Source organism: Sphingomonas sp. BGYR3, assembly GCF_025153455.1.
Lineage (GTDB): Bacteria > Pseudomonadota > Alphaproteobacteria > Sphingomonadales > Sphingomonadaceae > Sphingomonas.
Map to the genome: position 1 here is coordinate 1,212,866 of NZ_JANZNT010000001.1, position 26,000 is coordinate 1,238,865.

The following is a 26,000-nucleotide window of genomic DNA, read 5'->3' on the forward strand; positions in this document are numbered from 1 at the left end:
GCCGTCATCCGAACGTCCGCGCAAAACGTGCGGCCTGCCGCCCCTTATCGGCGCGGGGCGGCGGCTATTTGCGGTCGGGGACCGAGAAACGGCCCGACACGCGGCCACCCGATGTGGTCGTGGTGCCCGGCGCCTTGCTGCTGCCCGACGGCCGCCCGTCGATAACCGCACGGCCGGTGTCCAGATCGATGGTCAGCCGGCCGCCGTTCAGCGTGTTGGTTCCCTGCGTCAGGCGGACATTGCCGACCATGGTGATCCGCCGGGCATTGAGGTCATAGACCGCGAACTGCGCCCGCGCCGTCTGGTCGGGCCGCGTCACCGTCACCCCGCCTGCCGCATCCAGCCGCGATACCTGCGGTGATCCGCCGATCACCTGTCCGGTATAGGCGACCGTCACCCGGTCGGCGTTCAGCCGCATCGTCGCCTGCCGGATGGTCACCCCGCCGGACAGGACGGCGCGGTTCGCCTTGTCCTGCAATTCGATCAGCGCGGCATCGAAATCGATCGGCGCGTTCGAATCGTGGCGCACCTGCCCCTCGGCCGGGGAAATCACCAGCAGGGCCGCACCCAGCATGGCGGCGGCGGACAGGATCGGGATGGCGCGGATCATGACGCGCTATTTCGTGCGTGTCGGGTCAATACGCAAGCGCGCATTGCCGCGCAGCGTCACCGTTCGCGCTTCCAGATCGGCATCCAGGCGGTTTGCGCTGAAATTGCCCATGCGCGTCGTGCCCGTCACGGCGCCGCCGCTCTGCATCTTGCGGGTGCGCAGGTCCACGATCGCATCGCGGGTATCCAGCGAATAGCCATTGGCGGCGCGAAACTGGATGGGGCCGTCGATCGCCACCTTTTGCTGATCGATGTCGTATCGGCCGCTCTGCGCGGTCAGTGCCGCCGGCCCGTCCTGAAGGTCGATGCGCGCGGCCAAATCGTCCATCCGCACAATGGGTTCGGATGCGCTTTTCTGGACGGCGGAACCGGCCGTGATCTGGAAACTGCGCCCGCCCTTGTCGGCCCCGCGATACTGGGCGCGCTCGATGCGCAGCCGCTCGGGTGCGACCTCCACCTTGTTCTTGTCCAGGATGAAGCTGACATCGCCGCCCATGGTCAGCGGGGCCATCACCAGAAACGCGGCCAGCACGCCGATGCCGATCGGCAGCACCGTCTGCAACATGCCGACGACCCGGTCATGGCGCCCGCCCGGCAACGCCCACCGGCTGCGCGCGATGCGGGCGTCCGCTGCCGGGACGATGGCTTCAGACATGAGCAAAGATATCGACCTCTGGCCAGCCGGCCAGGTCCAGCGCCGCGCGGTGGGGCAGGAACTCGAAACAGGCCTGGGCCAGCGCGGTGCGCCCCTCGCGCGCCAGTCGGACGTCAAGCTCCGCCTTCAGCGCGTGAAGATAGCGCACATCGGATGCCGCATAATCGCGCTGCGCCTCGCTCAGCACCGGGCCGCCCCAGTCGGACGATTGCTGCACCTTGGAAAGCTCCGCGCCCAGCAATTCACGCACCAGCTCCTTCAGACCGTGCCGGTCGGTATAGGTGCGGACCAGCCGCGATGCGGTCTTGGTGCAGTAAACGGGCGCGGCGACCACGCCCAGATAATGCTGGATCGCGGCCAGATCGAACCGGGCGAAATGATACAGCTTCACCCGATCCGGATCGGCCAGCACGGCCTTCAGGTTGGGCGCGGCATAATCGCTGCCCGGATTGAACCGGACCAGATGCTCGTCGCCCGATCCGTCGCTGATCTGGACGACGCAAAGCCGGTCGCGCGGCGTGATCAGGCCCATGGTCTCGGTATCGACGGCAACGGCACCGGGACGCAGCACGTCGGCGGGCAGGTCTTCTTCGTGGAAATATACGGTCATGGCGCGGGCCTAATCCTAAACGTGCCGGGGCTCAATGGCGCTCGCCAGCTGCTTCCTTTCGGGCGCGGGATCGGCGGGCCAGGATGTTGAGCGTTTCGACACCCGCCGAAAACGCCATTGCGGCATAGATATATCCCTTGGGCACATGCACGCCGAACCCGTCGGCGATCAGCACCGCGCCGATCATCAGCAGGAACCCCAGCGCCAGCATGACGACGGTCGGGTTGGCGTTGATGAATTTGGCCAGCGGATCGGCCGCCACCAGCATCACGGCAACGGTGATGATCACGGCGGTCATCATGATCGGCACATGTTCGGTCATGCCGACCGCGGTCAGGATCGAATCGATGGAAAACACCATGTCGAGCGCAACGATCTGCGCAATCGCGGCCCCGAAACCCAGCGAGGCCGGACCCTTCTTGTCCAGCGCAGCGCCGGACGGTTCGGGATCCATGGTGTGATGCACCTCCTTCGTCGCCTTCCACACCAGGAACAGGCCGCCTGCAATCAGGATCAGGTCGCGCCATGAAAAGGCAGTCTCGAACGCCGGCGCGCCATGTTCATCCAGCGGCCCGACCAGCCCCAGATCGAACACCGGCGTTGTCAGCGAAACGATGAACGCGATCATCGAAAGAAACGCCAATCGCATGACCAGCGCCAGACCAATGCCGATACGCCGCGCCTTTTGTTGCTGATGCACTGGCAACTTGTTCGAAAGAATCGAAATGAAGATCAGATTGTCGATCCCCAGAACGACTTCCAGAACAACCAGCGTGACAAGCGCAGCCCAGGCGGCGGGATCGGTAATCAGCGTGGCGATTTCGGACATTCGATGCTCCCTGTTCGGCTCACCCTGTCGCGCAAGCGCCACGCCTAAGCAATAACCGAATGCGTTGCGACGATTTCATTCGCCGCACGGGCCGTAATGGGTTATGCACAGGCTAGCGGCGCAATTTGGTTTCGCGCCCGAACCCCCGCGTTTCTCGTCCGACGCCCGGGTTTGTTGACGGAAATGAGGCCGAGCACGGAAGACGAACAGGGCAATGGGTTTTGATCGAGGGCGCCGGGGTGAACGCGGCGGGCGCGGCAGAGACAAGCGCGATTCTTTTGGCGATGAGGGCGGTTTTGGCGGCGGCGACCGGTTCGGCGGCGGCTTCGGCGGCGGTGATCGATTCGGTGGTGGCGGCTTTGGCGGCGGTGATCGCTTCGGCGGTGGCGGCGGCGGCTTCGGCGGCGGCGACCGATTCGGTGGCGGCGGCGGTGGCGGCTTCCGTGGTGGTGGTGGCGGCGGTGGGCGCGGCATGCCTCCCCAGGTCGTTGGCGAAGGCACCGGCATCGTAAAGTTCTTCAACGGGCAAAAGGGCTTCGGCTTCATCGTCCGTGACGATGGCGGTGAGGACGTGTTCGTCCACATCTCCGCCGTCGAGCAGGCGGGCCTGTCCGGCCTGGCCGAGGGTCAGCCGCTTGGCTTCACCCTGGTCGATCGTGGCGGCAAGATTTCGGCCACCGATCTCAAGATCGACGGCGAGCCGATGCCCGTTACCGACCGCGGCCCGCCGCGTGACCGCGACGCCGCTCCGCGCGCTGGTGGCGGCTTCGGCGCGCCGCAGCGTCAGCTGACCGGTGAAAAGGCCACGGGCACCGTCAAGTTCTTCAACGCGATGAAGGGCTTTGGCTTCATTCAGCGCGACGATGGACAGCCGGATGCGTTCGTTCACATCTCGGCCGTTGAGCGTGCCGGCATGGCGACGCTGAACGAAGGCGATCGGCTGGAATTCGAACTAGAGGTTGACCGGCGGGGCAAGATGGCCGCCGTGAACCTGCAGACGTCGGGCTGATTACAGCCGACCGAACTGGTTTGGAGAGGAGAATGGGCCGGGCGGCACGAACCGCCCGGCCTTTTTCGTGCGCAGCGTGATTGGCGTCGGGTCCATGCGCTCATGTCGGTCGGGTCCCACGGCCATGGAGGATAGCACCCTCGTCATCCAACACAGAAAGATGATCTGCGCCAGCGAGTCGCGGGGCAAGGATGGCTGAACACAATCGGCGCGATCCCGCCCCCTCCGCCGCACGTGGCGAAGGAAGATGGTTCGATAAGCCTAGGAAAGCGGGCGAGGCAGTTCGCCTCGACCCTGCGTGTCCGGCGTTACAGCCGCCCCATCGACAGGAACTTCACCCGCCGCGCCTTGCGCAGCGCATCCGGCCCATCGCCCTCGATCGCCGCCAGCTCGCGTTCGATCGCATCGCCCAGCGCGGCAATGGCAGCATCCCGGTCGCGATGCGCGCCGCCCAGCGGCTCGGCCACGATCCGGTCGATGACGCCAAGCGCCTTCAGGTCCTGCGCGGTCACTTTCATCGCCTCGGCTGCATCGGCCGCGCGGTCGGCGGTCCGCCACAGGATCGATGCGCAGCCTTCCGGCGAAATCACCGAATAGACGGCGTGTTCCATCATCAGCACGCGGTTGCCCGCGGCCAGCGCAATGGCGCCGCCCGATCCGCCCTCGCCCAGGATCGACGCGATCACTGGCACACCCAGGTTCAGCATCGCCTCGGTCGAACGGGCAATCGCTTCGGCCTGCCCGCGCTCTTCGGCCTGGATGCCGGGGAACGCGCCCGACGTGTCGACCAGCGTGACGACCGGCAGGCCGAACCGTCCGGCCAGGTCCATCAGGCGAATCGCCTTGCGATAGCCCTCCGGCTTGCCCATCCCGAAATTATGCTTGAGGCGGCTGGCGGTATCGTCGCCCTTTTCATGGCCGATCACCATGACGCGGCGACCGCGAAACCGGGCGAACCCGCCCAGGATCGCCTGATCGTCGGCAAAGGCGCGGTCCCCGGCCAGCGGCACGAAATCCTCGAACAGGCCCGCGACATAATGGGTGAAGTGCGGCCGGTCCTGATGCCGGGCGACCTGCGTCTTCTGCCACGGGGTCAGCCGGGCATAGGTGTCCTTGAGCAGCCGGTCGGATTTGGCCTGCAACCGGGCGATATCGGCGTTGATATCCACCGCGCCATCGGCGGCCGTGTCGCGCAGCTCGTCGATCCGGGCCTGAAGCTCGGCGATGGGCTTTTCGAAATCTAGGAACATGGTGGTCATGGCTGCCGGCCCGGTTAGGGCCGCGCACGGCCCGCGTCAACGAGCGGATGGCGCGCGTTGACCAGTGCGACCAGCCGGCTGGCATCGACATGGGTATAGATTTCGGTGGTGGCGATATCGGCATGACCCAGCATCGCCTGCAGCGCGCGCAGGTCCGCGCCCCCTTCCAGCAGGTGGGTGGCAAAGGCGTGGCGCAGGACGTGCGGGCTGATCCGGTCGGGCGGAATGCCCGCCTCTGCCCCGATGGCGCGGATCAGCTGATACAGTCGGACGCGCGACAAATGCCCCTTGCCGCCGGGGAACAGCCACTGCGCATCCACCGGCACATGATCGCGCCAGACCGCGACGGCGGCACGCGCGCGGTCCGAAATCGGCACCATCCGCTCCCGCCCGCCTTTGCCGCGCAGGATCAGGAACGGGCGATCCGGCGCCACCGCATTGCGGGGCAGGGACACCAGCTCCGTCGCGCGCAGGCCCGATCCGTACAACAGCTCGACCAGCGCTGACAGGCGGAGGTCAGCGGGCACCGGCGGCACGCGCGCCGTGCGTTCGGCAATCGCCGCGAACAACCGGTCGACATCCCCGACCGACAGGGTTCTGGGCAGCGGGCGGCGGATACCGGGCCGGGGCAGCGCCGCCGCCGGATCGTCGGCCCGCATCCCTTCATCCAGCAGAAACCCGTAAAAGCGGCGCAGCGTCGCGGCCTTGCGCGCGACCGTCGCCCCCGACAGGTCGGCCCAGCCATCGGCCAGCCGCGCCAGCGCAGCCGCATCGGCATCGACCAGCCGCCCGCCCAGCGCCGCCGACGCCAGGCGAAGATCGGTGGCATAGGCCATCAGCGTGTTGCGCGCCGCCCCCGCCTCTGCCGCCATCATTTCGAGGAACCGGCCGATCAGCGCGGCGTCCCCGCCCCCGCTCATCCGCGTGCGATCGCCTCGGCCGCGATCATCCGGGCTTCGGCATCCATGCCCACGGCGCGCAGCGCGGCAAGGATGTGGAACAGGTGATGGGCCGGTACGCCGCGCCAGTCGGTCGTCTGCATCCCGATCCCCGCCAGCACGACGACGGTCCCCGCCTGCCGCGCATTGGCCGCCGCCTGGATCGCGCGGGTCCAGCGATTCTGCGCGCCGATCGGGACATTATTGTCCGCCGCCAGCGATTCGGCGTCGGCCGGGGCCAGCCGCCCCAGCCCAGCCAGGGCGGCGACGAACAGCTGCGCCTTTCGCCCCTGTCCCTGATAGCTGGCGGCGGCATCGCGGCTCAACGTCCGGCCCGCCGGGTCGGCCAGCGCCAGCATCGCCCAGCCATCGCTGCCCGGCGTCGCCACCGATCGCCAGCGGACGGCGCGCAGATCATGGCCCGCGCTCAGCATCGCCGCGATCAGGCGGTCTGCATCCCCGGCAATGGCGGGATCGGGGCCGATGCCCCCCGCCGCCTTTGCCGTCAGCACCAGCCGGGCGTATCGGCCGACCGGCGTCGTCGGCTCGTCCCACAACCGGCGCAGCACTTCCATGCGGCTCTGGCGCGTCGGGCCGACATTGGCCGTGCGCAGATCGGATGCCACCGCGACCGCCGCGGGCGCATCCACGCCGCTTTCGTCAATCGCTCCGTACAGGTCGGCATAGGCGGCCGAGGACAGGACGCCCGCCGCCGCCGCCGCCTCTGCCGCGGTCAGCCGGTCGACCGGGGCCAGCTGCGGTGCCTGTGCCTGCCACAGCACCATCTGCGGGGATGCAGCGGCCAGCAGCGGTTCCGGCAATGCCTCGCCCAGCGCGGTTGCCAGGCCATAGCGCCAGCTGGACAGGCGATCCGCCTCGTCCCAGTCGATCGTCACGTCGCGGCGACCCTGCGCGCCCCGGCTCAGCATCTTTTCGGCCAGCGCCAGGTCGATGCCCCGCGCGATCCGCGCGCGCCGGGCGGCATCGATCATGCGCCCCGCATCGGCGGCCTTGCCCTCCAGCGCGGCGCACCATGCCTGAGCCAGCACCCAGCCCCGCTCGCGCGATCGTTGCCCGGCCGTGCCGGCCAGCGGACAGACACCGCCCGGATCGGCGGCGGCCAGCATCGCCTGCATCGCCACCTGATCCAGCTTGGGCGTATAATTTTCGCCATCGACCGACTGCACCAGCGCGCGGGCGGCATTCGCCTCGCCCATCCGGATCAGCAGCCACGCGCGCTCGGCGGCGAAATCCGCGCCATTCAGGTCGCGCGGCGTATCGCTGGGGGCCAGCAGCACGCGGCGCAGCGTGATCGACAGCCAGCGGGAGGCGATGGGCGCATTCATCCGCCGCATCAGCATCTGGATCAGCGGGCCGTTCGCATTGCCGTAAATCGGGCCGGACAGGCTGGCGGCATCGGCCACGCCGATCTGCGCGGTGCCGCGGCGGGCATAATCGGGCAGCGCATACATGGCGAGCGCGGGGGCCGGTGTCGGGCTGGGCGTCGCGCCGGGCGTCGGCGTCGCCTCCGGGGACAGGGGATCGTCCGCCGCAGCGACGCCGGGCGCGGGGGTCGGCGCCGGGCTGGCGCTCGGCGGCGGCGTGCGGGGTGCATCCGGGCGGGGCTGCGCGGGCCGTGGGGTCGGGGCCGGGTCGCCAAATCCGGGCGGCAACAGGCTTTCCGGCGCATCCTGGCCCAGCGCCGGGATCGCCATGCCCGCCGCCGCCAGCGCGACCGCGATCAGGGATATGGCGGTGCTATTGCGCCAGATTTTCAAGCGACACTTCCTTTTCCACCCGGACCGGAGCCTTTTCGGTGGAGCGGCTGGCAAGGAAGAAGATGCCGCCGACCAGCAGCACCAGGACGATGATGGCAATCACCAGCGGGCGCATCGGCCCGGCGCGACGGCGGGAAGGACTGGAAAACGCATTACGGCGAGCCATGATCGGGGGTCGGATCCTCTATTGTCGTCGGGGGTTGTCGCGGGCCTTTTGCCCGACAGGCGCCCTCAATGTATAGCCCCCGCCGCAATGTTTGAGCCACGCCCCACCGATTCCCGCTGGACCGGCAAGCCGATCGTGCTGGTCGGCCTGATGGGCGTGGGCAAATCGACCATTGGAAAGCGGCTGGCGGCGCGGCTGCACCTGCCCTTTGTCGATGCGGATGACGAGATTGAACAGGCCGCCGGCATGACCATCGCCGAAATCTTCGAACGCTATGGCGAACCGCAGTTCCGCGATGGCGAACGCCGCGTCATCGCCCGGCTGATCGACGGCCGTCCGCGCGTCATCGCCACGGGCGGCGGCGCGTTCATCCAGGACGATACCCGCGCCCTGATCCTGGATCAGGCGCTGGCCGTCTGGCTCGACGCGGATATCGACGTGCTGGTCGAACGCGTGCGCAAACGCGATCACCGGCCCCTGCTTCGCGGCCGCGATCCCGGCACGGTACTGCGCGATCTGGCCGCCATGCGAAACCCAGTTTATGCGCTGGCGCCCGTCCGCGTCATCAGCCAACAGGCACCGCACGACGTGACGGTTCAGAAAATCCTGGAGGCGATTTGCCGATGACGACCATTCCCGTTTCCCTGGGCGATCGCAGTTACGATGTGCGGATCGAACGCGGCCTGATCGACCGGGCGGGCGAGGCGCTGGCCCCGCTGTCCCGCGGGCGGCCGATGCCGATCATCACCGATGCCAATGTCGCCATCCATGCCGAACGGCTGGGCGAATCGCTGGCGGCGGCGGGCATCGCCAGCGAACGCATCGTGCTGGCCCCGGGCGAGCGAACCAAGGGATGGGACACGCTGGAGGTGCTGACCGACCGGCTGCTCGACATGGGCGTGGAACGCAGCGACCATGTCATCGCGCTGGGCGGCGGCGTGATCGGCGATCTGGTCGGCTTTGCCTGCTCGATCCTGAAACGCGGCTGCAACTTCATTCAAGTGCCGACGACCCTGCTGGCTCAGGTGGACAGCAGCGTCGGCGGCAAGACCGCGATCAACACGCGCGCGGGCAAGAATCTGATCGGCGCATTCCATCAACCGGCGCTGGTGCTGATCGACCCCGATGTGCTGGACAGCCTGCCCGCCCGCGAACTGCGCGCCGGTTATGCAGAGGTCGTCAAATACGGCCTGATCGACGATCCCGACTTCTTCGCCTGGTGCGAAGAACATGGCGCGGCGCTGCTCGATGGCGATCCGGTCGCCCGCCAATATGCCATCGCCCGGTCGGTCAGGGCCAAGGCGCGGATCGTCGGCGCGGACGAACGGGAGACGGCGGGCACCCGCGCGCTCCTCAACCTCGGCCACACCTTCGGCCATGCGCTGGAGGCAGAGACGGGCTTTTCCGACCGGCTGCTGCATGGCGAAGGGGTAGCGGCGGGCATGGCGCTCGCCTTTGCCTATTCCGCGTCAAAGGGGCTGTGTCCGGACGAAGATGCCGCCCGCGTCGCGGCGCATCTGCGCGCCAGCGGCCTGCCCGACGGCCTTGCCGCCGCCCATGTCCATGCCGATGGCGAAACGCTGGTCGGCCATATGCTGCATGACAAGAAAATGACGGGCGGCACCCTGCCCTTCCTGCTCGCGCGCGGGATCGGCCGGACCTATCTCGACAAGACCGTCGACCTGGCGGACGTCGCCGCGTTCCTCGATGCGCAACCCCGGACGCTGGAGGGCGTGACATTCCCCGCGGGGTAAAAAAACAGCATCTGCCGGAAAAAACCTGTCCGGTGTGCAACCGCCCCTTTGCCTGGCGCAAGAAGTGGGAGCGGGCCTGGGACAATGTCATCTATTGTTCCGACCGCTGCCGCCGCGACGGCAAGCGGGGGTAAGCGGCGCCCGGTCAGCCGCGCACGCCCGTCCACGCCCACCACAGCCAGCCCGCGATCATCACCGCCCCGCCGATCGGCGTGATCGCGCCCAGCCAGCGCGGGCCGCCCAGCGCCATCAGGTACAGCGTGACGGCAAAGATCATGCCGCCGATGACGAACGCCCATCCCGGCCCCCGCGCACCCGTCTGCATCGCGGCGACGGCGGCGACGGCGTGGATCAGCTGATACATCCCGCCGGTCTTCAGCCACTCCTGCGCCTGTCCGCTCGCCCCATGCGCCCCGAACGCCCCGGCCACCACGGCCATCGCCCCGGACAGGGCAGCAACGATCAACAACGCGTTCATGGTAACACTCCGGACAGGATGAAACGGTCGAACAGCAATGCCCCGCCGACGCCCAGCGCCGCAATGCTGATCAGCAGCACAGCGCCGGCCATCATGTCCTTGATCGCCTTCACCTCGGGGTGAATGGCCGGATGCAGCAGGTCGACCAGCGCCTCGACCGCCGAATTGACCAGTTCCAGCGCCAGCACCAGCGCAATGGTCAGCGCGACCAGCCCCCACCAGATCGCAGGCGGCCTGAGCAGCAGCAGGGCGAGGGCCGCGACAATAGCCAACGCCGTCTGGACCCGGAAACTGCGTTCTCTGATCCAGCCGAACCGGATGCCGGAAACCGCAAAGCCAAGCCGTTCGCGGAACGGCCGGTTCTTCACTTGGCCACCGCCTCGTCGGAATGGACGGACACGTTGCCGCCCTTGCTGTTCTGGCTGAACATCACCTCGCGCGCGGCGTACAGGTCGCCGGATTCCTTCTGCAGCTTCAGCCGCTTGAGGTCGCGGTCGCGATATTCCTGTTCGGTGCGTTCGATCTCGCCCGGATCGACGCCCACCGCTGCCATCGCCTTTCGCGCCATCACGACGGCGCTTTCCATCACTTCGCGCACGATGCCCTCTACCGGCGCGCCGTGCATCTTCATCACCGACCGACGGTCATAGGCGCGGACAAAGACCATGGCGTCGGGAAACGCCTCGTGAATCTGGTTCAGCTTTTCGGCATCGACCTCGTTGCCGTCGGGGCACAGCAGGATCAGCTCCGCATCCTCCGCCCCCGCGCGCCGCAGCAGGTCGACACGCAGGCCGTCGCCATAATAGACCTTCATGCCAAAGGTGCCGGCCACGTCGATCATCTGAACATCGCGGTCGATCAGCGTGACGGCAATCCCCTGACCAATCAGCATCTGCGCCACCGTCTGCCCGAACCGGCCATAGCCGACGACGATCGCGCTGGCCCCGTCATGGCGAGGCGCGTCACGCACCTCTGCCCCCTCGCCCGCCGGTTCGGCCCGGAATCGCCGGGTGAACATCATCAGGAACGGCGTGGTCGCCATGCTGATCGTGATGATCGCGCCGAACACGCTGGCCGCCTCCGGCGCGATCAGCAGCGCGCCTTGCGCCTGCGCGAACAGGACGAATCCGAACTCGCCGCCCTGACTGAGCAGCAGGCCAAGCGCCAGTGCGGGTCGCCACGCGGTGCCGAACAGCATGGCCAGCCCGGTGATGACCGCAGCCTTGGTCGCGATCAGCATCAGCGCCATTGACAGGACGAACACCGGCCGTTCCGCAATCGCGCCCAGATCGAGCATCATGCCGACGGCCAGAAAGAACAGGCCGAGCAGGATCGAGCGGAACGGCTCCACATCCGCCTCCAGTTCGTGCCGGAACGGGCTGTCGGCCAGCATCACGCCCGCGATGAACGCCCCCAGCGCGGTGGACAGGCCGATCGCCTCCATGATCGCCGCGCTGGCCAGCACTGTGAACAGCCCGGCAAACACGAACATCTCGCGCTCGCCCAGATTGCCGATCAGCTTGAACAGCGGCCGCAGCACGAACCGCCCTGCCAGGATCAGGCCGGTCACGGCCAGCACGGTATAGAGCGCCAGCTGCCATCCCGGCGGCCCCGCCGCATCCGCCGGATTGCGCGACAGCGCCGCGACAATGGTGATCAGCGGAACGATCGACAGGTCCTGAAACAGCAGGACGGAAAAGGCGCGCTCGCCGAACGGGGTGCGCAACCGCCCGGCCGATTGCAGCATCGGCAGCACCTGCGCCGTGGACGACAGCGCCAGCGGCAGGCCGAGCGCCAGCGCGGCAGGCCAGCTGAAATTGGCATAATAGGCGATCAGCACGGTCAGCGCGATGCCGCACAGCACCACCTGTGCCAGGCCGAATCCGAAAATGTCGCGCTTCATCGCCCATAGTCGCGCCGGGCTCAGTTCCAGCCCGACCAGGAACAAAAGCAGCGTGATGCCAAGCTCGGCAATGACCAGCTTGTTTTGCGCATCGCCAACAATGCCCAGCACTTCCGGCCCGACTACGGCCCCTGCGACCAGGAAGCCCAGCGTCGCACCCAGGCCCAGCTTGCGGAACAACAGGACGAACACCAGCGCAAAGCCCAGCAGCGGGGCAAATTCCCGCGTCATCGACAGGCCGTGATGCGCCTCCATCAGGCGGCCCGCCGGGTGCGCGCTTCGGCCATGGCATCGGCCGCCGCCTCGAACGGCAGGCGGATGGAGGCGTGGCGGGCGGCGTGCGGGATTGCGGGTTCAAAGATCGCAAGACCGGGCCAGTCCGGCACCGCGCCCTCGCCCGCAAGCCAGCGGGTCAGCGCATCGCGGGCATCGGCAATCTCGGCCAGCGTCTGCCCCCGCGCGTATTCGGCAAACAGCGCGGCCGATGCCTGCCCCAGCGCACAGGCGCGGACCATCAGGCCAAGCTCGTTCAGCCGCCCATCATCGTCCAGCACCACATCGGCGGTGACCCGGCTGCCACAGATGGGCGAGCGCCGCTCGACGGTTGCCATTGGGGCATCCAGCCGCTTCAGCCCGGCAGTCGATGCCGCCAGCCGCAAAATCTCGGTGTTGTAAAGCTGCCCCGCCATAGCCGACAGATAGGCTGGATCAGCCCGAAGCGCGAGGGGGGAGAGGACGTTTTTCCCGCGCGGGCGGGTGACCGCCCGTCACCCGCTGCGCTCGCAATGACACGGTTACCGCCTGGCAGACACCGTCTCACTCCCGCGGCTGCGGACTTTCAGGGAACACCGGCTCGCCCCGCCGCCGCTTGTCGACAAACTCCGCGATGCCCGCGCTGGTGGCGTTAAGCAGGGAATAGCTGGTGCTGTCCGTCATCCAGGGCGGGCGGCGCGTCGGCCCGCCGCTGACCGTATCGATCACCAGCACGATCAGCAGAAAGCCAAGGCTGGCGACGATCAGCCCCTTGATCCCGCCAAATCCGAACCCCAGCGCACGGTCGATCGGGCCAAGCACCGAATTGCGCGTGCGCGACCCGATGGCATTGGCGACCAGCCGTCCGGCGACATAGGTGGAGCCGGAGATGATCGCGAACGCCAGCACGGCTGCCCCCGCATCGGTGCCAACCGGATCGGCCAGCGCCGCGGTCAGCGGAGTATGGCCAAAGCGCAGCGCGACGATCACGAACAGGAACGCCATCAGCGACAACACTTCGGTCACGAACCCGCGCCACAGGCCCATCACCGCCGATCCGCCAACGGTCAGCAGCACGATGATGTCCAGCGCGGTCAGTTCCATTACAAATCCCTCATCGACAGCGCCCTGCCCCGTTCGCGCCCCTGCATCGGGGTGGCCGCCGTCCATCCGTCCACCCCTAGCCGTTCGTATCGAACGAAGTCGAGACACATGGGGACGAACGTCGATGCCCGTAACCAGATGCCGCCCCTCATCGATCCTCCCCCGCCAGGGGGAGGTGCCGCCAGAGGCGGCGGAGGGGGAGGAATCCCAGCAGCAGGCGGCGGCTATCCTCCCCCTCCGGCCCGCTGTCGCGGTCCACCTCCCCCTTGCGGGGGAGGATGGCGTTGCAGCAGCTTGGCGCCTACCCGCCCCGCGCCAGCAGATGGTCGACGAACGCCTTCAGCGTGGCAAAGCCCGACAGGCGCATCGGGCTTTTGTCCGCCGGTTGCGCGGCCGGGCCAAGCGCGCGGTTGAAGCCCAGCTTCGCCGCTTCCTTCATCCGCAGGCCCGCATGGGCCACCGGCCGCACCTCGCCCGACAGCGCGATTTCACCGAACGCAATCCCGTCCGACGGCAAAGGCCGTTCCGCCAGCGCAGAGATCAGCGCGGCCGCCACCGCCAGGTCCGCTGCCGGGTCCTGAACCCGGTATCCGCCAGCGATGTTCAGATAGACTTCGCACGTCGAAAAACTGAGGCCGCACCGCGCCTCCAGCACCGCCAGGATCATGGCCAGCCGCCCGCTGTCCCATCCGACCACGGCCCGGCGCGGCGTCGCCCCGCTGGCCAGCCGCACGACCAGCGCCTGCACCTCGACCAGCACGGGACGCGTTCCTTCCAGCGCGGGAAACACCACCGATCCGGTCACGCTCTCCGCCCGGTCGGTCAGGAACAGGGTGGACGGATTGGCCACCTCGGTCAGCCCCTCGCCCGCCATGGCGAACACGCCGATCTCGTCCGTCCCGCCGAACCGGTTCTTGACCGCGCGCAGGATGCGGAACTGATGGCTGCGCTCGCCCTCGAAACTCAGCACGGTGTCGACCATGTGCTCCAGCACGCGGGGACCCGCGATCGATCCGTCCTTGGTGACATGGCCGACCAGCACGACGGCAGTGCCGCGTTCCTTGGCAAAGCGGATCAGTTCCTGCGACGCGGCGCGCACCTGACTGACCGTGCCCGGCGCCCCTTCAATGAGGTCGCTGTGCATCGTCTGGATGGAATCGATGATCAGCAGGTCCGGCGCCTCTCCCCGATCTCCGAACGTGGTCAGGATGTCGCGCACCGATGTGGCGCTGGCCAGTTGCACCGGCGCCTTGCCCAGCCCCAGCCGCCGCGCGCGCAGCCGCACCTGATCCGCCGCCTCCTCGCCAGAGACATAGGCGACCTGCTTGCCCGCCAGTGCCAGCCTGGCCGCCGCCTGCAGCAGCAGGGTCGATTTGCCGATGCCGGGATCCCCGCCGATCAGCGTCGCCGACCCCTCGACAAACCCACCGCCCAGCGCCCGGTCCAGCTCGGCAATCCCCGTCGCCATCCGGTCGGGCAGCGCAACATCGCTGTCCAGCCCGGACAGGACGATGGCACGGCCACCGGATTGCAGGTTGTGCTTGGCCTGAAACGGCGTGACGACCGCGCCCGCCTCTTCGACCAGGCTGTTCCACTCACCGCAATCGCCGCACTGCCCCTGCCACTGCGACGTGACCGAACCGCATTGCTGACAGACATATCGTTTCTTCGGCTTGGCCATGGGGTTGCGCTAGCACGGCCGGAACAAAAAGGGAATATCGAAGCGTCGGCGCTGTCCTACCCGGCGATGACCGGGCTAGGCTCGCCGGATGCGCAGTCCCATCTTCGGCCTGACCCCGCTTCCCCGCCGGACGAATGCGGGGGCGGATTTTCAAGTGGACGTAGCATCACCTTCGCCACCTTCTGATCCCGAATCAGGCCGCGCTCAGCTCGCTCCCGCGCTTCAGCGCGCTGCCGCCATCGGCCTGTTCAACCAGATAGGCGGGGTTGTCCTTGGTCCCGTTCTTGACGATCCTGCTGCCCTTGATCGTCCGCTGGACGCGCCGTTCGAACCGTTCCGCCACCTTGCCCTCCGCCGTGCCCTTGCCCCACGACCAGGTCACGGCCTGACCCTTTTTAAAGCTGTTTGCCATCCTGCTGCTCCGTCGCTGCTGTCCGCACAGGACGCATCGACGGGGCAAAGCGTTCCCATGCGCGACGAGTTGCGGTATCGCCCCGCGCCATGAAGCCAACCGACCTGCGGATCGCCCTGTTCAGCGGCAACTATAACTACGTCCGCGATGGCGCGAACCAGGCGCTGAACCTGCTCGCCGGATATCTGCTGGAACGCGGCGTCACACTGCGCGTCTATTCGCCCACGGTGCCCGAACCGGCCTTTCCGGCGACGGGCGAACTGGTCGATATCCCCGCCCTGGCCCTGCCCGGCGGGCGGGACGAATATCGGCTTGGCATGGGCCTGCCCCTATCGGTGCGGGCGGACCTCAAGGCATATGCCCCCAACATCGTCCATGTGTCCGCCCCGGATGTCAGCGGGCACCGCGCCGTCACCTGGGCGCGGCGGCGCAAGATTCCGACGCTTGCCTCGCTCCACACCCGGTTCGAAACCTATGCCCAATATTACGGCATCGGCTTTCTGGAGCCGCTGGCGATCAACCTGTCCACGCGCTTTTACAACCGGGTCGACCGGGTGATGGTGCCCAGCCCCAGCATGGGCGATGTGCTGCGCGACTGGGGCGTGACGACACCCATCGGCATCTGGTCACGGGGGATCAATCACGACCGGTTCAATCCCGGCCGCCGCGATCTGACCTGGCGCCGCTCGCTCGGCATTGGCGATGATGAGGTGGCGGTCAGCTTTCTGGGCCGGCTGGTCCTTGAAAAGGGACTGGGCATCTTTGCCGATGTGATTGCGGAGTTGAAGGCGCGCGGCGTGCCGCACAAGGTGCTGGTGATCGGCGAAGGGCCGGCCCGCCACTGGTTTGCCGAACGGGTGCCAGAGGCGGTGTTCACCGGATTTCAGTCGGGCGACGATCTGGGCCGGGCGGTTGCGGGCATGGACGTGTTCTTCATGCCATCGGTCACCGAAACCTTTGGCAATGTGACGACAGAGGCGATGGCGGCGGGCGTCCCCGTCGTCGCCGCGCGGGCAACGGGTGCGGTCGATCTGGTCGAGGAAGGGGTGACCGGATTCCTGGTCCCGCCCACCGATGTGCGCGCCTATGCCGACGCGATCCAGAAACTGGTGGAGGATCCCGCACTGCGCCGCTCGTCGGGTCAGGCCGGGCACCGCGCTGCTCAGCGCTTCATCTGGGACACCGCGAACCAGGCGGTGCTCGACGCCTATCGGGACCTGTTGACCGCCCGCTGAGGCGGGATGGGCAAGCCGCCGAACAGTCCCTATCTGTTGCCCATGGCCGATCTTTTCGCCGACCCGGATCAACCCGCTGCGGACACGCCCGCCCCCGATGCGCCGCTGGCCGACCGGCTGCGGCCCGGAACATTGGGCGATGTGGTGGGTCAGAATCACCTGACCGGGCCGGACGGCGCGATCGGGCGAATGGTGGCGGCGGGCAAACTGTCCAGCATGATCCTGTGGGGGCCGCCGGGCACGGGCAAGACGACCATCGCCCGGCTGCTCGCCGGGGCGGTCGGCCTTCGCTATGCTGCCATCTCGGCGGTGTTCTCGGGCGTCGCCGACTTGAAACGCGTGTTTGCCGAGGCGCGCGACCACGCCCGGACGGGCAAGCGCACGCTGTTGTTCGTGGACGAAATCCACCGGTTCAACCGCGCGCAACAGGATGGTTTCCTGCCCTATGTCGAGGATGGCACCGTCACTTTGGTCGGCGCGACGACCGAAAACCCGTCGTTCGAACTGAACGCGGCACTGCTTTCCCGGGCACAGGTGCTGATCCTGCACCGACTGGATGCCGCCGCACTCGGCCTGTTGCTGGACCGGGCAGAGGCGATCATGGAACGCTCCCTGCCACTGGACGCCGATGCCCGCGCCGCGTTGATCGCCAGCGCCGACGGCGATGGCCGCTTCCTGCTCAATCAGGCGGAGACATTGTTCTCCGTCCACTTCGATGCGCCGCTCGACCCGGCCGGGCTAGGCCAGTTTCTGCAGCGCCGCGTGGCCGTGTATGACAAGGATCGGGAGGGGCATTACAACCTCATCTCCGCGCTGCACAAATCGCTGCGGGGATCGGACCCGCAGGCCGCGCTCTATTATCTCGCCCGGATGCTGACCGCCGGAGAGGAACCGCTCTATGTCCTGCGCCGCCTGACCCGCTTTGCCAGCGAGGATATTGGCCTGGCTGACCCGCAGGCGCTGGTACAGTGCCTGGCGGCCAAGGATGCGTATGACTTTTTGGGCAGCCCGGAGGGCGAACTGGCCATCGTGCAGGCGTGCCTGTATTGCGCCACCGCGCCCAAATCGAACGCCGCCTATGTCGCGCAAAAGGCCGCGTGGCGCAGCGCCAGGGAAACGGGCAGCTTGATGCCCCCGCAAAACATCCTGAACGCCCCGACCCGGCTGATGAAGGACATCGGCTATGGCAAGGGGTATCGCTACGATCACGATGCCGAAGGCGGCTTTTCAGGCGACAATTACTGGCCGGCCGAAATGCAGCCGCAGCGGTTCTACGTCCCCACGGATCGCGGCACGGAAAAGCGCATCGCCGAACGCATGGCCTGGTGGGACGAACGACGCGGCGCACTGCGCGGGGAATGAGCGGGCCGCGCTTCACCCGCTTTGCCGCGATCGACTGGTCCGGGGCAAAGGGGCACCGGCACCGGGGCATCGCCATCGCGTTGGCAGAGGCGGGCGATGCAGCGCCGATACTGATCGATCCGCCCGGCGGCGCATGGTCGCGGACAGAGGTGCTCCGCTGGGTACAGGCGCAGGCGGGCACCGACACGCTGATCGGGTTCGACTTCAGCTTCGCGCCGCCACTGATCGAACGCGGCGCCTATCTGCCGGGGCTGGACGCGCCCGCCACGGCCCGCCCCTTCTGGGCATGGCTGGACCGGCAATGCGATGACGCCGATCTGGGCGCGACCAGTTTCCTGGAACGGCACCGGGGCGCGCATTTCTATTTGGGCGCAGCGGACGGGGCCAAGGCGCGCTTCATGCATTTTCGCCAGTGCGAACAACGCTATCGCCAGAGCGGCGGGGGCAAGCCATCGACCGTCTATGACGCCATCGGCGCGGCTCAGGTTGCAAAGGCAAGCTTTGCCGGGATGCGGCTGCTCCACCATCTGGGCAGCGACATTCCCGTCTGGCCGTTCGATCCGCTGCCCGATTACGGCCCGGCCGTCACCGAAATCTATACCAGCATTGCCGCCCGCGCGGCGGGCCTGCGCAAGGGGCTGTCAAAGCTGCGCCATACCCAAGCCTTGAATGACGCGCTGGCGGCGTTCGGGTCAGGGCACTGGACGGGCGACGACGCGCTCAGCGATCATCAGACGGATGTGCTGATGACGGCGGCGTGGCTGCGTGCGCTAGCCGGCGATCCCGCGCTGTGGCATCCGGAGGGACTGACCCCGCGCATTGCCGCGACCGAAGGCTGGACGCTGGGCGTGGTCTAGCCGCGTCAGCCGTCCAGACTGCCGCCAAGGCTGGCATGGACCAGCCCGCCATCGACCGCGATGGTTTCGCCCACCACATAATCGCCGCCCCGCCCGGCCAGATAGATGGCCGTCGCCGCCATGTCCTCCGCCATGCCGATCCGGCCCGCCGGGATCACCCGCGCCACGGCATCGCCATGATCGCGCGCCGCCTTGTTCATGTCGCTGGCAAAGGCGCCCGGCGCGATTGAGGTGACGTTGATGCCGTCGCGGATCAGCCGCGCGGCCATCCGTTTGGTCAACTGAATCAGCGCCGCCTTCGACGCCTGATAGCTATAGGTTTCCCAGGGGTTGAGCCGGATCCCGTCGATGGAGGTGATGTTGATCACCTTTGCCGGGCGCGCCGCGCTGCCCGACGCCTTCAGCAGCGGATGCAGCGCCTGGGTCAGGAAAAAGGGCGATTTGACATTCAGGTCCATCACCTTGTCCCAACCTTTTTCGGGGAACTGTTCGAACGGCTCGCCCCAGGCGGCACCGGCATTGTTGACCAGAATGTCCAGCGCGCCCTCCCGCTCCGCCAGCATCGCCGCCAGCGTGCGGCAACCCTCGACCGTGGACACGTCACCGGGCAGCGCGATGCAATCCGGTCCCAGCTCCGCCGCCGTCTCCTCGCACGCCTCTGCCTTGCGGGACGACACATAGACGCGCGCGCCCGATGCGACGAACCCGGCTGCGATCATCCGCCCGATGCCGCGCGATCCGCCCGTCACCAGCGCGACCCGGCCATCCAGCCGGAACAGCGACGTCACATCCATGGCCGCATCCTTTCCATACCTGTTTTTCGAAATGCCGGGATAGCTGCCGGATGACGGGATGCCAAGCATCATCGTCGGCGCCATGCCCCCTTGCATCGGCGCGGGTGAGACACAACAAGGCAGGGATGGCCAGTGACTCACCCCTCGACCGGTTCAAGCACGTTTTGGGCGGTGCCTGCCGCGCATTGTCCGACGATGCGGACGTCGAACTGGCCTTTACCCCAGACGCGCCGGCCCAGTCCGGGCGGACGCTGCGCGTGCCCATGCCCTCGCGCACCCTGCCTGCGGATCAGGTGGCCGAGGCGCGCGGCTTTGCCGACAGTTTTTCGCTGCGGCTGAAACTGCACGACACCGGCCTGCACCGGCGCGGCGCGCCCGCCGATCCCGTCGCCCGCGCCGTGTTCGACGCCGCCGAAACCGCCCGGATCGAGGCGCTGGGCGCGCGGGGCTATGCGGGCATTGCCGACAATCTGGATCACGCGCTGATGATGCGGCTGCGCTCCGATCCGATCGCACGCGCGCGCAACCGGGACGAGGTGCCGCTGTCCACCGCCGTCCAGCTGATGATCCGCGAACGCCTGACCGGAAAGGCGCCGCCGGCCAGCCTGTCGGTGCAGATGGCGCTTGTGTCCGACTGGATCGAGGATCGCGCCGGGGCCGATCTGGACGCACTCGCCCTTGCGCTCGACAATCAGCAGGCATTCCAGACGCTGACCACCCGGCTGCTTGAGGATCTCGACCTGATCGAGGGTGAGATCACGCCGGATGACGAGGAAGCCGGCGGGTCCGATGATGAAGGGACGCAGGACGGCGAGGACGATACCGACGACGCCGAACAGGACAGCGAAAGCGGCGCCGACGGCCAGGGCGAGTTCGAGGCGCGCGGCGAACAGGCTCAGGACGACAGCCAGGACGGCGAGACCCAGCAGCAGGAGCAGGACGGGCTCGACGACATGGACGGCGAGCCGGGGGATGAGGGGCAGGACGGCATCCTGCCCGTGCGCCCCAACCGCCCGCTGGCCGACCTGCCCCCGCAATTCGAGTACAAGGCGTTTTCGACCGCGCATGACGAGGTCGTGACCGCGGCCGAACTGTGCGACGAGGAAGAGCTGACCCGGCTGCGCGCCTATCTGGATCAGCAACTGGCGCATCTGCAGGGCGCAGTGACCAAATTGGCCAACCGGTTGCAACGCCGCCTGATGGCGCAACAGGCGCGCAGCTGGGATTTCGATCAGGAGGAAGGGCTGCTCGACGCCGCGCGCCTTGCCCGCGTGATCGTCAATCCGATGCAGTCGCTCAGTTACAAGGTGGAACGGGACACCGATTTCAAGGATACGGTGGTCACCCTGCTGATCGACAATTCGGGGTCGATGCGCGGCCGCCCGATCAGCATTGCCGCGATCAGCGCGGACATCCTGGCCCGCACGCTGGAACGCGTCGGGGTAAAGGTCGAAATCCTGGGCTTCACCACGCGCGCGTGGAAGGGCGGACAAAGCCGTGAGGCATGGCTGGCCGCCGGTCGCCCGCCCCAGCCGGGTCGCCTGAACGATCTGCGCCACATCGTCTACAAACAGGCGGACGAGCCGTGGCGCCGGGCCAAGAAATCGCTCGGCCTGATGATGCGCGAAGGGCTGCTCAAGGAAAATATCGATGGCGAGGCGCTGCTCTGGGCGCATGGCCGGCTGATCGCGCGGGCCGAGGATCGCAAGATCCTGATGGTCATCTCCGATGGCGCGCCCGTCGATGATTCCACCCTGTCGGTGAACAGCGGCTCCTATCTCGACCGGCATCTGCGACAGGTGATCGGGTGGATCGAGGGGCGCTCGCCGGTGGAGCTGGTCGCCATCGGCATCGGCCATGACGTGACCCGCTGGTATGCCCGCGCGGTGACGATCATGGATGCGGATCAGCTGGCGGGCACGATGGTGGAACAGCTGGCCAGCCTGTTCGACAGCGAATGAGCATGGCCGTTGCGCCGCCAGCCGGGGGCTTTGCCGGGCCGGTAAAGCGCAGCGTCACCATTGCCGGGCATGAAACCTCGATCAGTCTGGAACCGGTATTCTGGGCCGCGCTGGAGGCAGAGGCGACCGCCCGTGCCCTGCCGCTGTCCGCGCTGATCGCGGCAATCGATGCGGCCCGGATCGTGGCGGACGATCCCCCCAATCTGGCCAGCGCCATCCGCAGCTGGCTGCTGGTTCAGGCTCAGGGGGCCGGTTCGGTTTCGTAATCGGCGCGGGTAAAGGCGGGCTGCACCGCCGGTTCGCGAACGACGGGGCGCAGGCCGGTCCAGTGCTGCGTCTGCCGCCGGTCGACCAGCGTGCCGTCGGCCACGGCACGGCGATACCGCGCCTCCTCAGCTTCAGCGGTACCGAGTTCCGCCAGTGCGGGCTGGGATGCAAAGCGCGGCGGGCGGGCAATGTCGCGCAGGTCGCTGGCGATCCACGAACCGGCCAATGTGCCCGCAAGGACGGCCACACCGATCACCCCGGCCACCATGCGCACCGTCCGGCCTTTTGTCAGTCGACGCTGCTTCATCGCCATGAAGCGCAGCATCGCGCCGATGGTTGCATCAGGTCAACAGTTTCGGGCCGTCCCGTTCCAGCTTGTCGCGGATGCGGCCGGCCGCCAGCGCCAGCATCGGCGGCAGGTCGAGCCTCAGATGGACATGATCGTCGGCAACATCGACAATCGCCTCGACCCGCTGGCCCAGTGCGATGACGGCAAAGGCCAGCCGGTCGCCATCCCATTGCGGATCGTGGATGCTGCCGCCGGGGATCCATTCGGCCAGCTTGTTGATCCCCTTGCCAATCCGCTCGCGTGCACCCGTGCGGCCCAGCTGGTGCGGCAGATCGACCTCGATCGGCGCGCTCATCGGGCGAACAACATCGAATCGTCGGCAAATGCCTTGAACTCAAGCGCATTGCCGCTGGGGTCGCGGAAAAACATCGTCGCCTGCTCTCCCGGCTGGCCGCGGAACCGGACATGGGGTTCGATACCGAAGGGGACGCCAGCCGCGCGCACCCGATCCGCCAGCCCCTCCCATTGCGGCATGGTAAGGACCACGCCGAAATGCGGCACCGGGACGTCATGGCCGTCCACCGGATTGCTCGCCTCTGCCGGGCGGGCCGTTTCACTGACATGGACGACCAGCTGATGGCCGAACAGGTCGAAATCGATCCAGTGCGCATCGGACCGCCCCTCCGGACAGCCGAGCAGGTCGCGGTAAAAGCTGCGTGCGGCGGCCAGATCATGGACGGGAATGGCGAGATGAAAGGGGCGAAGGCCGGTCATGCACCATCCCTAGCAAAGCCGGGCAGGCTGGGCGAGGGCCAAGCAAGCCCCTCCCCTGCCGCGCACCGATCGGCTACAGCGCGCGCATGACGCTGCCCCCTCGCCTTGCGCCGTGGATCGCCCTTGCGGCGGGCCTTGCCTCTCCCGTCGGTTTCGCGCCGCTGGACCTTTGGCCGGTGCTGCTGGTCGCGCTGGCGGTGTGGCTGTGGACGCTGCACGATGCGACGACGCTGAAGGCCGCGCTGTGGCGGTCCTGGCTGTTCGGCGTCGGGCATTTCACTATCGGCAACAACTGGATTCAACACGCCTTCGATTATCAAGACAAGATGCCGCCGGTCCTCGGCTATTTCGCAGTCGTGGCGCTGGCGCTGTATCTGGCGGTCTATCCGATGCTGGCCGGGGGCCTTGCCTGGCGGTTCGGGCGGACGGGGGATCGGCCGGGCGCGGCGTTCGTGCTGATGACGGCGGCGGCGTGGATCGTCACCGAATGGCTGCGGGCCAGCCTGTTCACCGGCTATAGCTGGAACCCGCTATCGGTGGCGTGGCTGCCGGTGGGCGGCGTGGCACAGCTGGCGGCATGGACGGGCACCTATGCGCTGTCCGGGCTGACCATGCTGGTAGCGGGCGCGCTGCTGCTGCTCGTGCAGCGTCGATGGCGCTTTGCCCTTGCCGTGATCGGTCCCGTTGCCGCAGCCGCGCTGCTGCTGTTGCCGGTTGAGCTGACCCGGCCAGTGAACGCGACGCCGCCGCCCCGCGTCCGCGTGCTTCAGCCCAATATCGGCCAGGAATCGGTGCGCGATCCCGGCTATGAGGAGCGCATCTTCCGCACCCTGCTCGACATGACCCCGGCCAAGCATCCCGAACCGACGCTGGTGGTGTGGCCGGAAGGGTCGGTGGAATATTATCTGGAGGATGATTATCCGCCCGGCTGGTATTTCGACATGCCGGCCAGCGTCGCCCGCCGCCGGATCGCCGCCCGCCTTCGGCCACAGGACCGGGCGCTGGTCGGCGGCAACGCCCTGTTGTTCGGCGATGATCCGATCATCGATGCGGCAACTAATTCGGTGTTCCTGATCCGCCCCGATGGCCAGATCGGCCCGCGGTACGACAAGGCGCATCTGGTCCCCTATGGCGAATATCTGCCGATGCGCTCGATCCTGCAGCCGCTGGGCCTGTCGCGGCTGGTGATGGGCGACATCGATTTCCGCCCCGGATCCGGCCCGGCGAACATCCCCGTGCCCGGCTTTGGCCTGGTCGGCGTTCAGATCTGTTACGAGATCATCTTTTCGGGTCAGACCGTCGATCCGCGCCAGCGGCCGCGCATGATCGTCAATCCCTCGCTCGACGGCTGGTTCGGTGCATGGGGCCCACCCCAGCATCTGGCCCAGGCGCGACTGCGCGCGATCGAGGAAGGGTTGCCGGTGCTGCGGTCCACCCCCAACGGCATTTCGGCGGTGATAGACGCACACGGCCGCCTGATCGGCACGGTGCCGCACGGGCAACGGGGCGTGATCGACGTGCCCTTGCCCGATGCGCTGCCGCCGACCCTTTTTGCCCGGCTGGGCAACTGGCTGGCCCTAGTCTGCACGGTGCTTCTGGCAGCCGCCGCCCTTGCCGCGCGCCGCTTCGCTCGCTAGAGGCGCATATAAGGAAAGCTTTATATGGGCATGGCAACGGCCCGGCTTTTCCGCGACATTCATCCCGACCAGAGGATTACCATGCGTTCCAGCTATCTTTTCACGTCCGAATCGGTGTCCGAAGGCCATCCCGACAAGGTGTCCGACCAGATTTCCGACGCCATTGTCGACCTGTTCCTGTCCAAGGATCCCGAAGCGCGCATCGCCTGCGAAACGCTGACCACGACCCAGCTGGTCGTGCTGGCGGGCGAAATCCGCTGCAAGGGCGTCTATGAAAACGGCGAATGGGCGCCGGGCGCACAGGAAGAGATCGAGGCGACCGTCCGCAACACCGTCCGCCAGATCGGGTATGAGCAGGACGGCTTTCACTGGCAGACGCTCCGGTTCGAAAACAACCTGCACGGCCAGTCGGCACACATCGCACAGGGCGTCGATGCCAGCGGCAACAAGGACGAGGGCGCGGGCGATCAGGGGATCATGTTCGGCTATGCCGCCGACGATACGCCCGACCTGATGCCGGCCACGCTATATTACAGCCACAAGATCCTGGAGCAGATGGCGGCCGACCGTCATTCGAAAAAGGCCCCGTTCCTGGAACCGGACGCCAAGAGCCAGGTGACGCTGCGGTACGAGGGCAGCAAGCCCGTCGCCTGCACCGCGATCGTCGTGTCCACCCAGCACGCGCCGGGTTACGATACGGGCGACAAGGAAGCCGAACTGCACGCCTATGTGAAATCGGTGGTCGCGGACGTGATCCCCGCCGAACTGCTGAGCGACCAGACCGTCTATCACATCAACCCGACCGGCAGCTTCGAAATCGGCGGCCCGGACGGTGACGCCGGCCTGACCGGGCGCAAGATCATCGTCGACACCTATGGCGGCGCTTCGCCCCATGGCGGCGGCGCGTTCAGCGGCAAGGATCCGACCAAGGTCGACCGGTCGGCGGCGTACATCACCCGCTATCTGGCGAAGAATGTCGTCGCCGCGGGCCTTGCCCAGCGGTGCACGATCCAGATCGCCTATGCCATCGGCGTGTCCAAGCCGCTGTCGCTCTATGTCGACACGCATGGCACCGGCACGGTCGGCGACGATGCGATCGAAGCGGCGATTCAGTCGATCGAGAAGCTGGGCGGCCTGACCCCGCGCGGCATCCGCACGCATCTTGGCCTCAACAAGCCGATCTACAAGAAGACCGCGGCCTATGGCCATTTCGGCCGCACGCCGGAAGGCGACTTCTTCCCGTGGGAGCGGCTGGACCTGGTCGATGATCTGAAGGCCGCACTGGCCTGAACCCCTCAGGGGGCAACGAACCAAGGAAAGGGCGGCGCTTCCCCGGGGAGGCGCCGCCTTTTTCATTGGCGCGCACCGGATCGCCGGAAGAATCCGG

30 protein-coding genes are annotated in these 26,000 nt (G+C 67.5%); 11 read left to right on the top strand and 19 right to left on the bottom strand.

Annotation, left to right across the window (positions count from 1 at the left end; all coding sequences use genetic code 11):
* Window positions 1-64: 64 nt before the first annotated feature.
* The 4 genes from NYR55_RS05530 to NYR55_RS05545 are packed head-to-tail and all read right to left on the bottom strand — an operon-like array spanning window position 65 to window position 2,703.
* Window positions 65-574, bottom strand: coding sequence for an LptA/OstA family protein (locus NYR55_RS05530; RefSeq protein ID WP_260021568.1), 510 nt, complete (start codon window positions 572-574; stop codon window positions 65-67).
* A gap of 42 nt (window positions 575-616) precedes the next feature.
* Complete coding sequence (gene lptC, locus NYR55_RS05535) at window positions 617-1,264, bottom strand: LPS export ABC transporter periplasmic protein LptC (RefSeq protein WP_260020215.1); 648 nt, start codon at window positions 1,262-1,264, stop codon at window positions 617-619.
* Window positions 1,257-1,874 (bottom strand): ribonuclease D, encoded by a 618-nt coding sequence (locus NYR55_RS05540; RefSeq protein ID WP_260020216.1) that lies wholly within the window; start codon window positions 1,872-1,874, stop codon window positions 1,257-1,259. The genes lptC and NYR55_RS05540 overlap by 8 nt, the downstream gene beginning before the upstream one ends.
* A gap of 31 nt (window positions 1,875-1,905) precedes the next feature.
* Window positions 1,906-2,703 (bottom strand): TerC family protein, encoded by a 798-nt coding sequence (locus NYR55_RS05545; protein ID WP_260020217.1) that lies wholly within the window; start codon window positions 2,701-2,703, stop codon window positions 1,906-1,908.
* 214 nt (window positions 2,704-2,917) lie between these two features.
* Between NYR55_RS05545 and NYR55_RS14910 the strand changes: the two genes are divergently transcribed.
* The gene (locus NYR55_RS14910) at window positions 2,918-3,712 is read left to right on the top strand and encodes a cold-shock protein (protein ID WP_279338674.1); all 795 of its coding nucleotides are present in this window, start codon (window positions 2,918-2,920) and stop codon (window positions 3,710-3,712) included.
* Between the two features lie 308 nt (window positions 3,713-4,020).
* Here NYR55_RS14910 and NYR55_RS05565 read toward each other — a convergent pair whose 3' ends face one another.
* Genes NYR55_RS05565 through NYR55_RS05580 form a run of 4 tightly spaced genes read right to left on the bottom strand, consistent with a single transcriptional unit; the run spans window position 4,021 to window position 7,853 of the window.
* A complete protein-coding gene (locus NYR55_RS05565; protein WP_260020219.1) occupies window positions 4,021-4,971 on the bottom strand; it encodes an acetyl-CoA carboxylase carboxyltransferase subunit alpha in 951 nt (316 codons plus the stop codon).
* A 14-nt stretch (window positions 4,972-4,985) separates the two neighbouring features.
* Window positions 4,986-5,891: a tyrosine-type recombinase/integrase gene (locus NYR55_RS05570; protein ID WP_260020220.1), complete on the bottom strand. Its 906-nt coding sequence runs from the start codon at window positions 5,889-5,891 to the stop codon at window positions 4,986-4,988.
* The gene (locus tag NYR55_RS14915) at window positions 5,888-7,687 is read right to left on the bottom strand and encodes a hypothetical protein (RefSeq protein WP_279338675.1); all 1,800 of its coding nucleotides are present in this window, start codon (window positions 7,685-7,687) and stop codon (window positions 5,888-5,890) included. Before NYR55_RS14915 ends, NYR55_RS05570 begins: the two co-directional genes overlap by 4 nt.
* Window positions 7,668-7,853 carry a hypothetical protein gene (locus tag NYR55_RS05580; RefSeq protein WP_260020221.1) on the bottom strand — a complete coding sequence of 62 codons (186 nt, stop codon included), beginning with the start codon at window positions 7,851-7,853 and terminating at the stop codon, window positions 7,668-7,670. The genes NYR55_RS14915 and NYR55_RS05580 overlap by 20 nt, the downstream gene beginning before the upstream one ends.
* A gap of 87 nt (window positions 7,854-7,940) precedes the next feature.
* On the opposite strand from NYR55_RS05580, the gene NYR55_RS05585 reads away from it, so the two are divergent.
* Genes NYR55_RS05585 through NYR55_RS05595 form a run of 3 tightly spaced genes read left to right on the top strand, consistent with a single transcriptional unit; the run spans window position 7,941 to window position 9,741 of the window.
* The gene (locus tag NYR55_RS05585; RefSeq protein WP_260020222.1) at window positions 7,941-8,480 is read left to right on the top strand and encodes a shikimate kinase; all 540 of its coding nucleotides are present in this window, start codon (window positions 7,941-7,943) and stop codon (window positions 8,478-8,480) included.
* Window positions 8,477-9,607, top strand: a complete 1,131-nt coding sequence (gene aroB / locus NYR55_RS05590; protein ID WP_260020223.1) for a 3-dehydroquinate synthase — start codon at window positions 8,477-8,479, stop codon at window positions 9,605-9,607. Before NYR55_RS05585 ends, aroB begins: the two co-directional genes overlap by 4 nt.
* A complete protein-coding gene (locus NYR55_RS05595; RefSeq protein ID WP_260021570.1) occupies window positions 9,592-9,741 on the top strand; it encodes a DUF2256 domain-containing protein in 150 nt (49 codons plus the stop codon). Before aroB ends, NYR55_RS05595 begins: the two co-directional genes overlap by 16 nt.
* A gap of 11 nt (window positions 9,742-9,752) precedes the next feature.
* On the opposite strand, the gene NYR55_RS05600 is transcribed toward NYR55_RS05595, so the two are convergent.
* From NYR55_RS05600 to NYR55_RS05630, 7 genes are all read right to left on the bottom strand, one after another.
* Entirely contained in the window at window positions 9,753-10,085 is a 333-nt protein-coding gene (locus NYR55_RS05600) for a DUF423 domain-containing protein (RefSeq protein WP_260020224.1), read from the bottom strand.
* Window positions 10,082-10,453, bottom strand: coding sequence for a diacylglycerol kinase (locus NYR55_RS05605; protein ID WP_260020225.1), 372 nt, complete (start codon window positions 10,451-10,453; stop codon window positions 10,082-10,084). The genes NYR55_RS05600 and NYR55_RS05605 overlap by 4 nt, the downstream gene beginning before the upstream one ends.
* Window positions 10,450-12,243 (bottom strand): cation:proton antiporter, encoded by a 1,794-nt coding sequence (locus NYR55_RS05610; protein ID WP_260020226.1) that lies wholly within the window; start codon window positions 12,241-12,243, stop codon window positions 10,450-10,452. Before NYR55_RS05610 ends, NYR55_RS05605 begins: the two co-directional genes overlap by 4 nt.
* Window positions 12,243-12,677: an iron-sulfur cluster assembly scaffold protein gene (locus tag NYR55_RS05615; RefSeq protein ID WP_260020227.1), complete on the bottom strand. Its 435-nt coding sequence runs from the start codon at window positions 12,675-12,677 to the stop codon at window positions 12,243-12,245. Before NYR55_RS05615 ends, NYR55_RS05610 begins: the two co-directional genes overlap by 1 nt.
* A 127-nt stretch (window positions 12,678-12,804) precedes the next feature.
* Entirely contained in the window at window positions 12,805-13,344 is a 540-nt protein-coding gene (locus NYR55_RS05620) for a CvpA family protein (protein ID WP_260020228.1), read from the bottom strand.
* Between the two features lie 301 nt (window positions 13,345-13,645).
* Window positions 13,646-15,025 (bottom strand): DNA repair protein RadA, encoded by a 1,380-nt coding sequence (gene radA, locus NYR55_RS05625; protein WP_260020229.1) that lies wholly within the window; start codon window positions 15,023-15,025, stop codon window positions 13,646-13,648.
* A 193-nt stretch (window positions 15,026-15,218) separates the two neighbouring features.
* Entirely contained in the window at window positions 15,219-15,437 is a 219-nt protein-coding gene (locus NYR55_RS05630; protein ID WP_260020230.1) for a DUF2945 domain-containing protein, read from the bottom strand.
* A gap of 89 nt (window positions 15,438-15,526) precedes the next feature.
* On the opposite strand from NYR55_RS05630, the gene NYR55_RS05635 reads away from it, so the two are divergent.
* From NYR55_RS05635 to NYR55_RS05645, 3 genes are read left to right on the top strand one after another with little or no spacing between them, the layout of a single operon-like run.
* Window positions 15,527-16,672 carry a glycosyltransferase family 1 protein gene (locus tag NYR55_RS05635; protein ID WP_260020231.1) on the top strand — a complete coding sequence of 382 codons (1,146 nt, stop codon included), beginning with the start codon at window positions 15,527-15,529 and terminating at the stop codon, window positions 16,670-16,672.
* Between the two features lie 42 nt (window positions 16,673-16,714).
* Window positions 16,715-18,034 carry a replication-associated recombination protein A gene (locus NYR55_RS05640; protein ID WP_260020232.1) on the top strand — a complete coding sequence of 440 codons (1,320 nt, stop codon included), beginning with the start codon at window positions 16,715-16,717 and terminating at the stop codon, window positions 18,032-18,034.
* A complete protein-coding gene (locus NYR55_RS05645; protein ID WP_260020233.1) occupies window positions 18,031-18,891 on the top strand; it encodes a hypothetical protein in 861 nt (286 codons plus the stop codon). The genes NYR55_RS05640 and NYR55_RS05645 overlap by 4 nt, the downstream gene beginning before the upstream one ends.
* Before the next feature lie 5 nt (window positions 18,892-18,896).
* Here the strand turns inward: NYR55_RS05645 and NYR55_RS05650 are convergent, their stop codons facing one another.
* Entirely contained in the window at window positions 18,897-19,685 is a 789-nt protein-coding gene (locus NYR55_RS05650; protein ID WP_260021571.1) for an SDR family oxidoreductase, read from the bottom strand.
* 125 nt (window positions 19,686-19,810) lie between these two features.
* Between NYR55_RS05650 and cobT the strand changes: the two genes are divergently transcribed.
* Both cobT and NYR55_RS05660 read left to right on the top strand, forming a co-directional pair.
* Window positions 19,811-21,646: a cobaltochelatase subunit CobT gene (cobT, locus tag NYR55_RS05655; protein ID WP_260020234.1), complete on the top strand. Its 1,836-nt coding sequence runs from the start codon at window positions 19,811-19,813 to the stop codon at window positions 21,644-21,646.
* Window positions 21,643-21,912 carry a ribbon-helix-helix domain-containing protein gene (locus NYR55_RS05660; protein ID WP_260020235.1) on the top strand — a complete coding sequence of 90 codons (270 nt, stop codon included), beginning with the start codon at window positions 21,643-21,645 and terminating at the stop codon, window positions 21,910-21,912. Before cobT ends, NYR55_RS05660 begins: the two co-directional genes overlap by 4 nt.
* Here the strand turns inward: NYR55_RS05660 and NYR55_RS05665 are convergent.
* Genes NYR55_RS05665 through NYR55_RS05675 form a run of 3 tightly spaced genes read right to left on the bottom strand, consistent with a single transcriptional unit; the run spans window position 21,888 to window position 22,976 of the window.
* Window positions 21,888-22,226 carry a hypothetical protein gene (locus tag NYR55_RS05665; RefSeq protein ID WP_260020236.1) on the bottom strand — a complete coding sequence of 113 codons (339 nt, stop codon included), beginning with the start codon at window positions 22,224-22,226 and terminating at the stop codon, window positions 21,888-21,890. The genes NYR55_RS05660 and NYR55_RS05665 overlap by 25 nt on opposite strands.
* A 28-nt stretch (window positions 22,227-22,254) precedes the next feature.
* Window positions 22,255-22,557 (bottom strand): polyhydroxyalkanoic acid system family protein, encoded by a 303-nt coding sequence (locus NYR55_RS05670; RefSeq protein WP_260020237.1) that lies wholly within the window; start codon window positions 22,555-22,557, stop codon window positions 22,255-22,257.
* On the bottom strand, window positions 22,554-22,976 hold the full coding sequence (locus NYR55_RS05675; RefSeq protein ID WP_260020238.1) for a VOC family protein: 423 nt from the start codon (window positions 22,974-22,976) through the stop codon (window positions 22,554-22,556). The genes NYR55_RS05670 and NYR55_RS05675 overlap by 4 nt, the downstream gene beginning before the upstream one ends.
* Before the next feature lie 86 nt (window positions 22,977-23,062).
* On the opposite strand from NYR55_RS05675, the gene lnt reads away from it, so the two are divergent.
* Window positions 23,063-24,613, top strand: a complete 1,551-nt coding sequence (lnt, locus tag NYR55_RS05680; protein WP_260020239.1) for an apolipoprotein N-acyltransferase — start codon at window positions 23,063-23,065, stop codon at window positions 24,611-24,613.
* 81 nt (window positions 24,614-24,694) lie between these two features.
* Complete coding sequence (gene metK / locus NYR55_RS05685) at window positions 24,695-25,903, top strand: methionine adenosyltransferase (RefSeq protein ID WP_260020240.1); 1,209 nt, start codon at window positions 24,695-24,697, stop codon at window positions 25,901-25,903.
* Window positions 25,904-26,000: the final 97 nt, after the last annotated feature.

Excerpts from the sequence above, each read along its gene's own strand:
- lnt (WP_260020239.1), top strand. The coding sequence starts at position 23,063 with ATGACGCTGCCCCCTCGCCTTGCGCCGTGGATCGCCCTTGCGGCGGGC.
- NYR55_RS05540 (WP_260020216.1), bottom strand. The coding sequence starts at position 1,874 with ATGACCGTATATTTCCACGAAGAAGACCTGCCCGCCGACGTGCTGCGT.
- NYR55_RS05670 (WP_260020237.1), bottom strand. The coding sequence starts at position 22,557 with ATGAGCGCGCCGATCGAGGTCGATCTGCCGCACCAGCTGGGCCGCACG.
- NYR55_RS05570 (WP_260020220.1), bottom strand. The coding sequence starts at position 5,891 with ATGAGCGGGGGCGGGGACGCCGCGCTGATCGGCCGGTTCCTCGAAATG.
- NYR55_RS05675 (WP_260020238.1), bottom strand. The coding sequence starts at position 22,976 with ATGACCGGCCTTCGCCCCTTTCATCTCGCCATTCCCGTCCATGATCTG.
- NYR55_RS05620 (WP_260020228.1), bottom strand. The coding sequence starts at position 13,344 with ATGGAACTGACCGCGCTGGACATCATCGTGCTGCTGACCGTTGGCGGA.
- NYR55_RS05630 (WP_260020230.1), bottom strand. The coding sequence starts at position 15,437 with ATGGCAAACAGCTTTAAAAAGGGTCAGGCCGTGACCTGGTCGTGGGGC.
- NYR55_RS05530 (WP_260021568.1), bottom strand. The coding sequence starts at position 574 with ATGCTGGGTGCGGCCCTGCTGGTGATTTCCCCGGCCGAGGGGCAGGTG.
- NYR55_RS05665 (WP_260020236.1), bottom strand. The coding sequence starts at position 22,226 with ATGGCGATGAAGCAGCGTCGACTGACAAAAGGCCGGACGGTGCGCATG.
- NYR55_RS05600 (WP_260020224.1), bottom strand. The coding sequence starts at position 10,085 with ATGAACGCGTTGTTGATCGTTGCTGCCCTGTCCGGGGCGATGGCCGTG.
- cobT (WP_260020234.1), top strand. The coding sequence starts at position 19,811 with ATGGCCAGTGACTCACCCCTCGACCGGTTCAAGCACGTTTTGGGCGGT.
- NYR55_RS05640 (WP_260020232.1), top strand. The coding sequence starts at position 16,715 with ATGGCCGATCTTTTCGCCGACCCGGATCAACCCGCTGCGGACACGCCC.
- NYR55_RS05650 (WP_260021571.1), bottom strand. The coding sequence starts at position 19,685 with ATGGATGTGACGTCGCTGTTCCGGCTGGATGGCCGGGTCGCGCTGGTG.
- NYR55_RS05615 (WP_260020227.1), bottom strand. The coding sequence starts at position 12,677 with ATGGCGGGGCAGCTTTACAACACCGAGATTTTGCGGCTGGCGGCATCG.
- NYR55_RS05610 (WP_260020226.1), bottom strand. The coding sequence starts at position 12,243 with ATGGAGGCGCATCACGGCCTGTCGATGACGCGGGAATTTGCCCCGCTG.
- lptC (WP_260020215.1), bottom strand. The coding sequence starts at position 1,264 with ATGTCTGAAGCCATCGTCCCGGCAGCGGACGCCCGCATCGCGCGCAGC.
- NYR55_RS05635 (WP_260020231.1), top strand. The coding sequence starts at position 15,527 with ATGAAGCCAACCGACCTGCGGATCGCCCTGTTCAGCGGCAACTATAAC.
- NYR55_RS05565 (WP_260020219.1), bottom strand. The coding sequence starts at position 4,971 with ATGACCACCATGTTCCTAGATTTCGAAAAGCCCATCGCCGAGCTTCAG.
- radA (WP_260020229.1), bottom strand. The coding sequence starts at position 15,025 with ATGGCCAAGCCGAAGAAACGATATGTCTGTCAGCAATGCGGTTCGGTC.
- NYR55_RS05585 (WP_260020222.1), top strand. The coding sequence starts at position 7,941 with ATGTTTGAGCCACGCCCCACCGATTCCCGCTGGACCGGCAAGCCGATC.
- NYR55_RS05645 (WP_260020233.1), top strand. The coding sequence starts at position 18,031 with ATGAGCGGGCCGCGCTTCACCCGCTTTGCCGCGATCGACTGGTCCGGG.
- NYR55_RS05660 (WP_260020235.1), top strand. The coding sequence starts at position 21,643 with ATGAGCATGGCCGTTGCGCCGCCAGCCGGGGGCTTTGCCGGGCCGGTA.
- NYR55_RS05545 (WP_260020217.1), bottom strand. The coding sequence starts at position 2,703 with ATGTCCGAAATCGCCACGCTGATTACCGATCCCGCCGCCTGGGCTGCG.
- metK (WP_260020240.1), top strand. The coding sequence starts at position 24,695 with ATGCGTTCCAGCTATCTTTTCACGTCCGAATCGGTGTCCGAAGGCCAT.
- NYR55_RS14910 (WP_279338674.1), top strand. The coding sequence starts at position 2,918 with ATGGGTTTTGATCGAGGGCGCCGGGGTGAACGCGGCGGGCGCGGCAGA.
- NYR55_RS05580 (WP_260020221.1), bottom strand. The coding sequence starts at position 7,853 with ATGGCTCGCCGTAATGCGTTTTCCAGTCCTTCCCGCCGTCGCGCCGGG.
- aroB (WP_260020223.1), top strand. The coding sequence starts at position 8,477 with ATGACGACCATTCCCGTTTCCCTGGGCGATCGCAGTTACGATGTGCGG.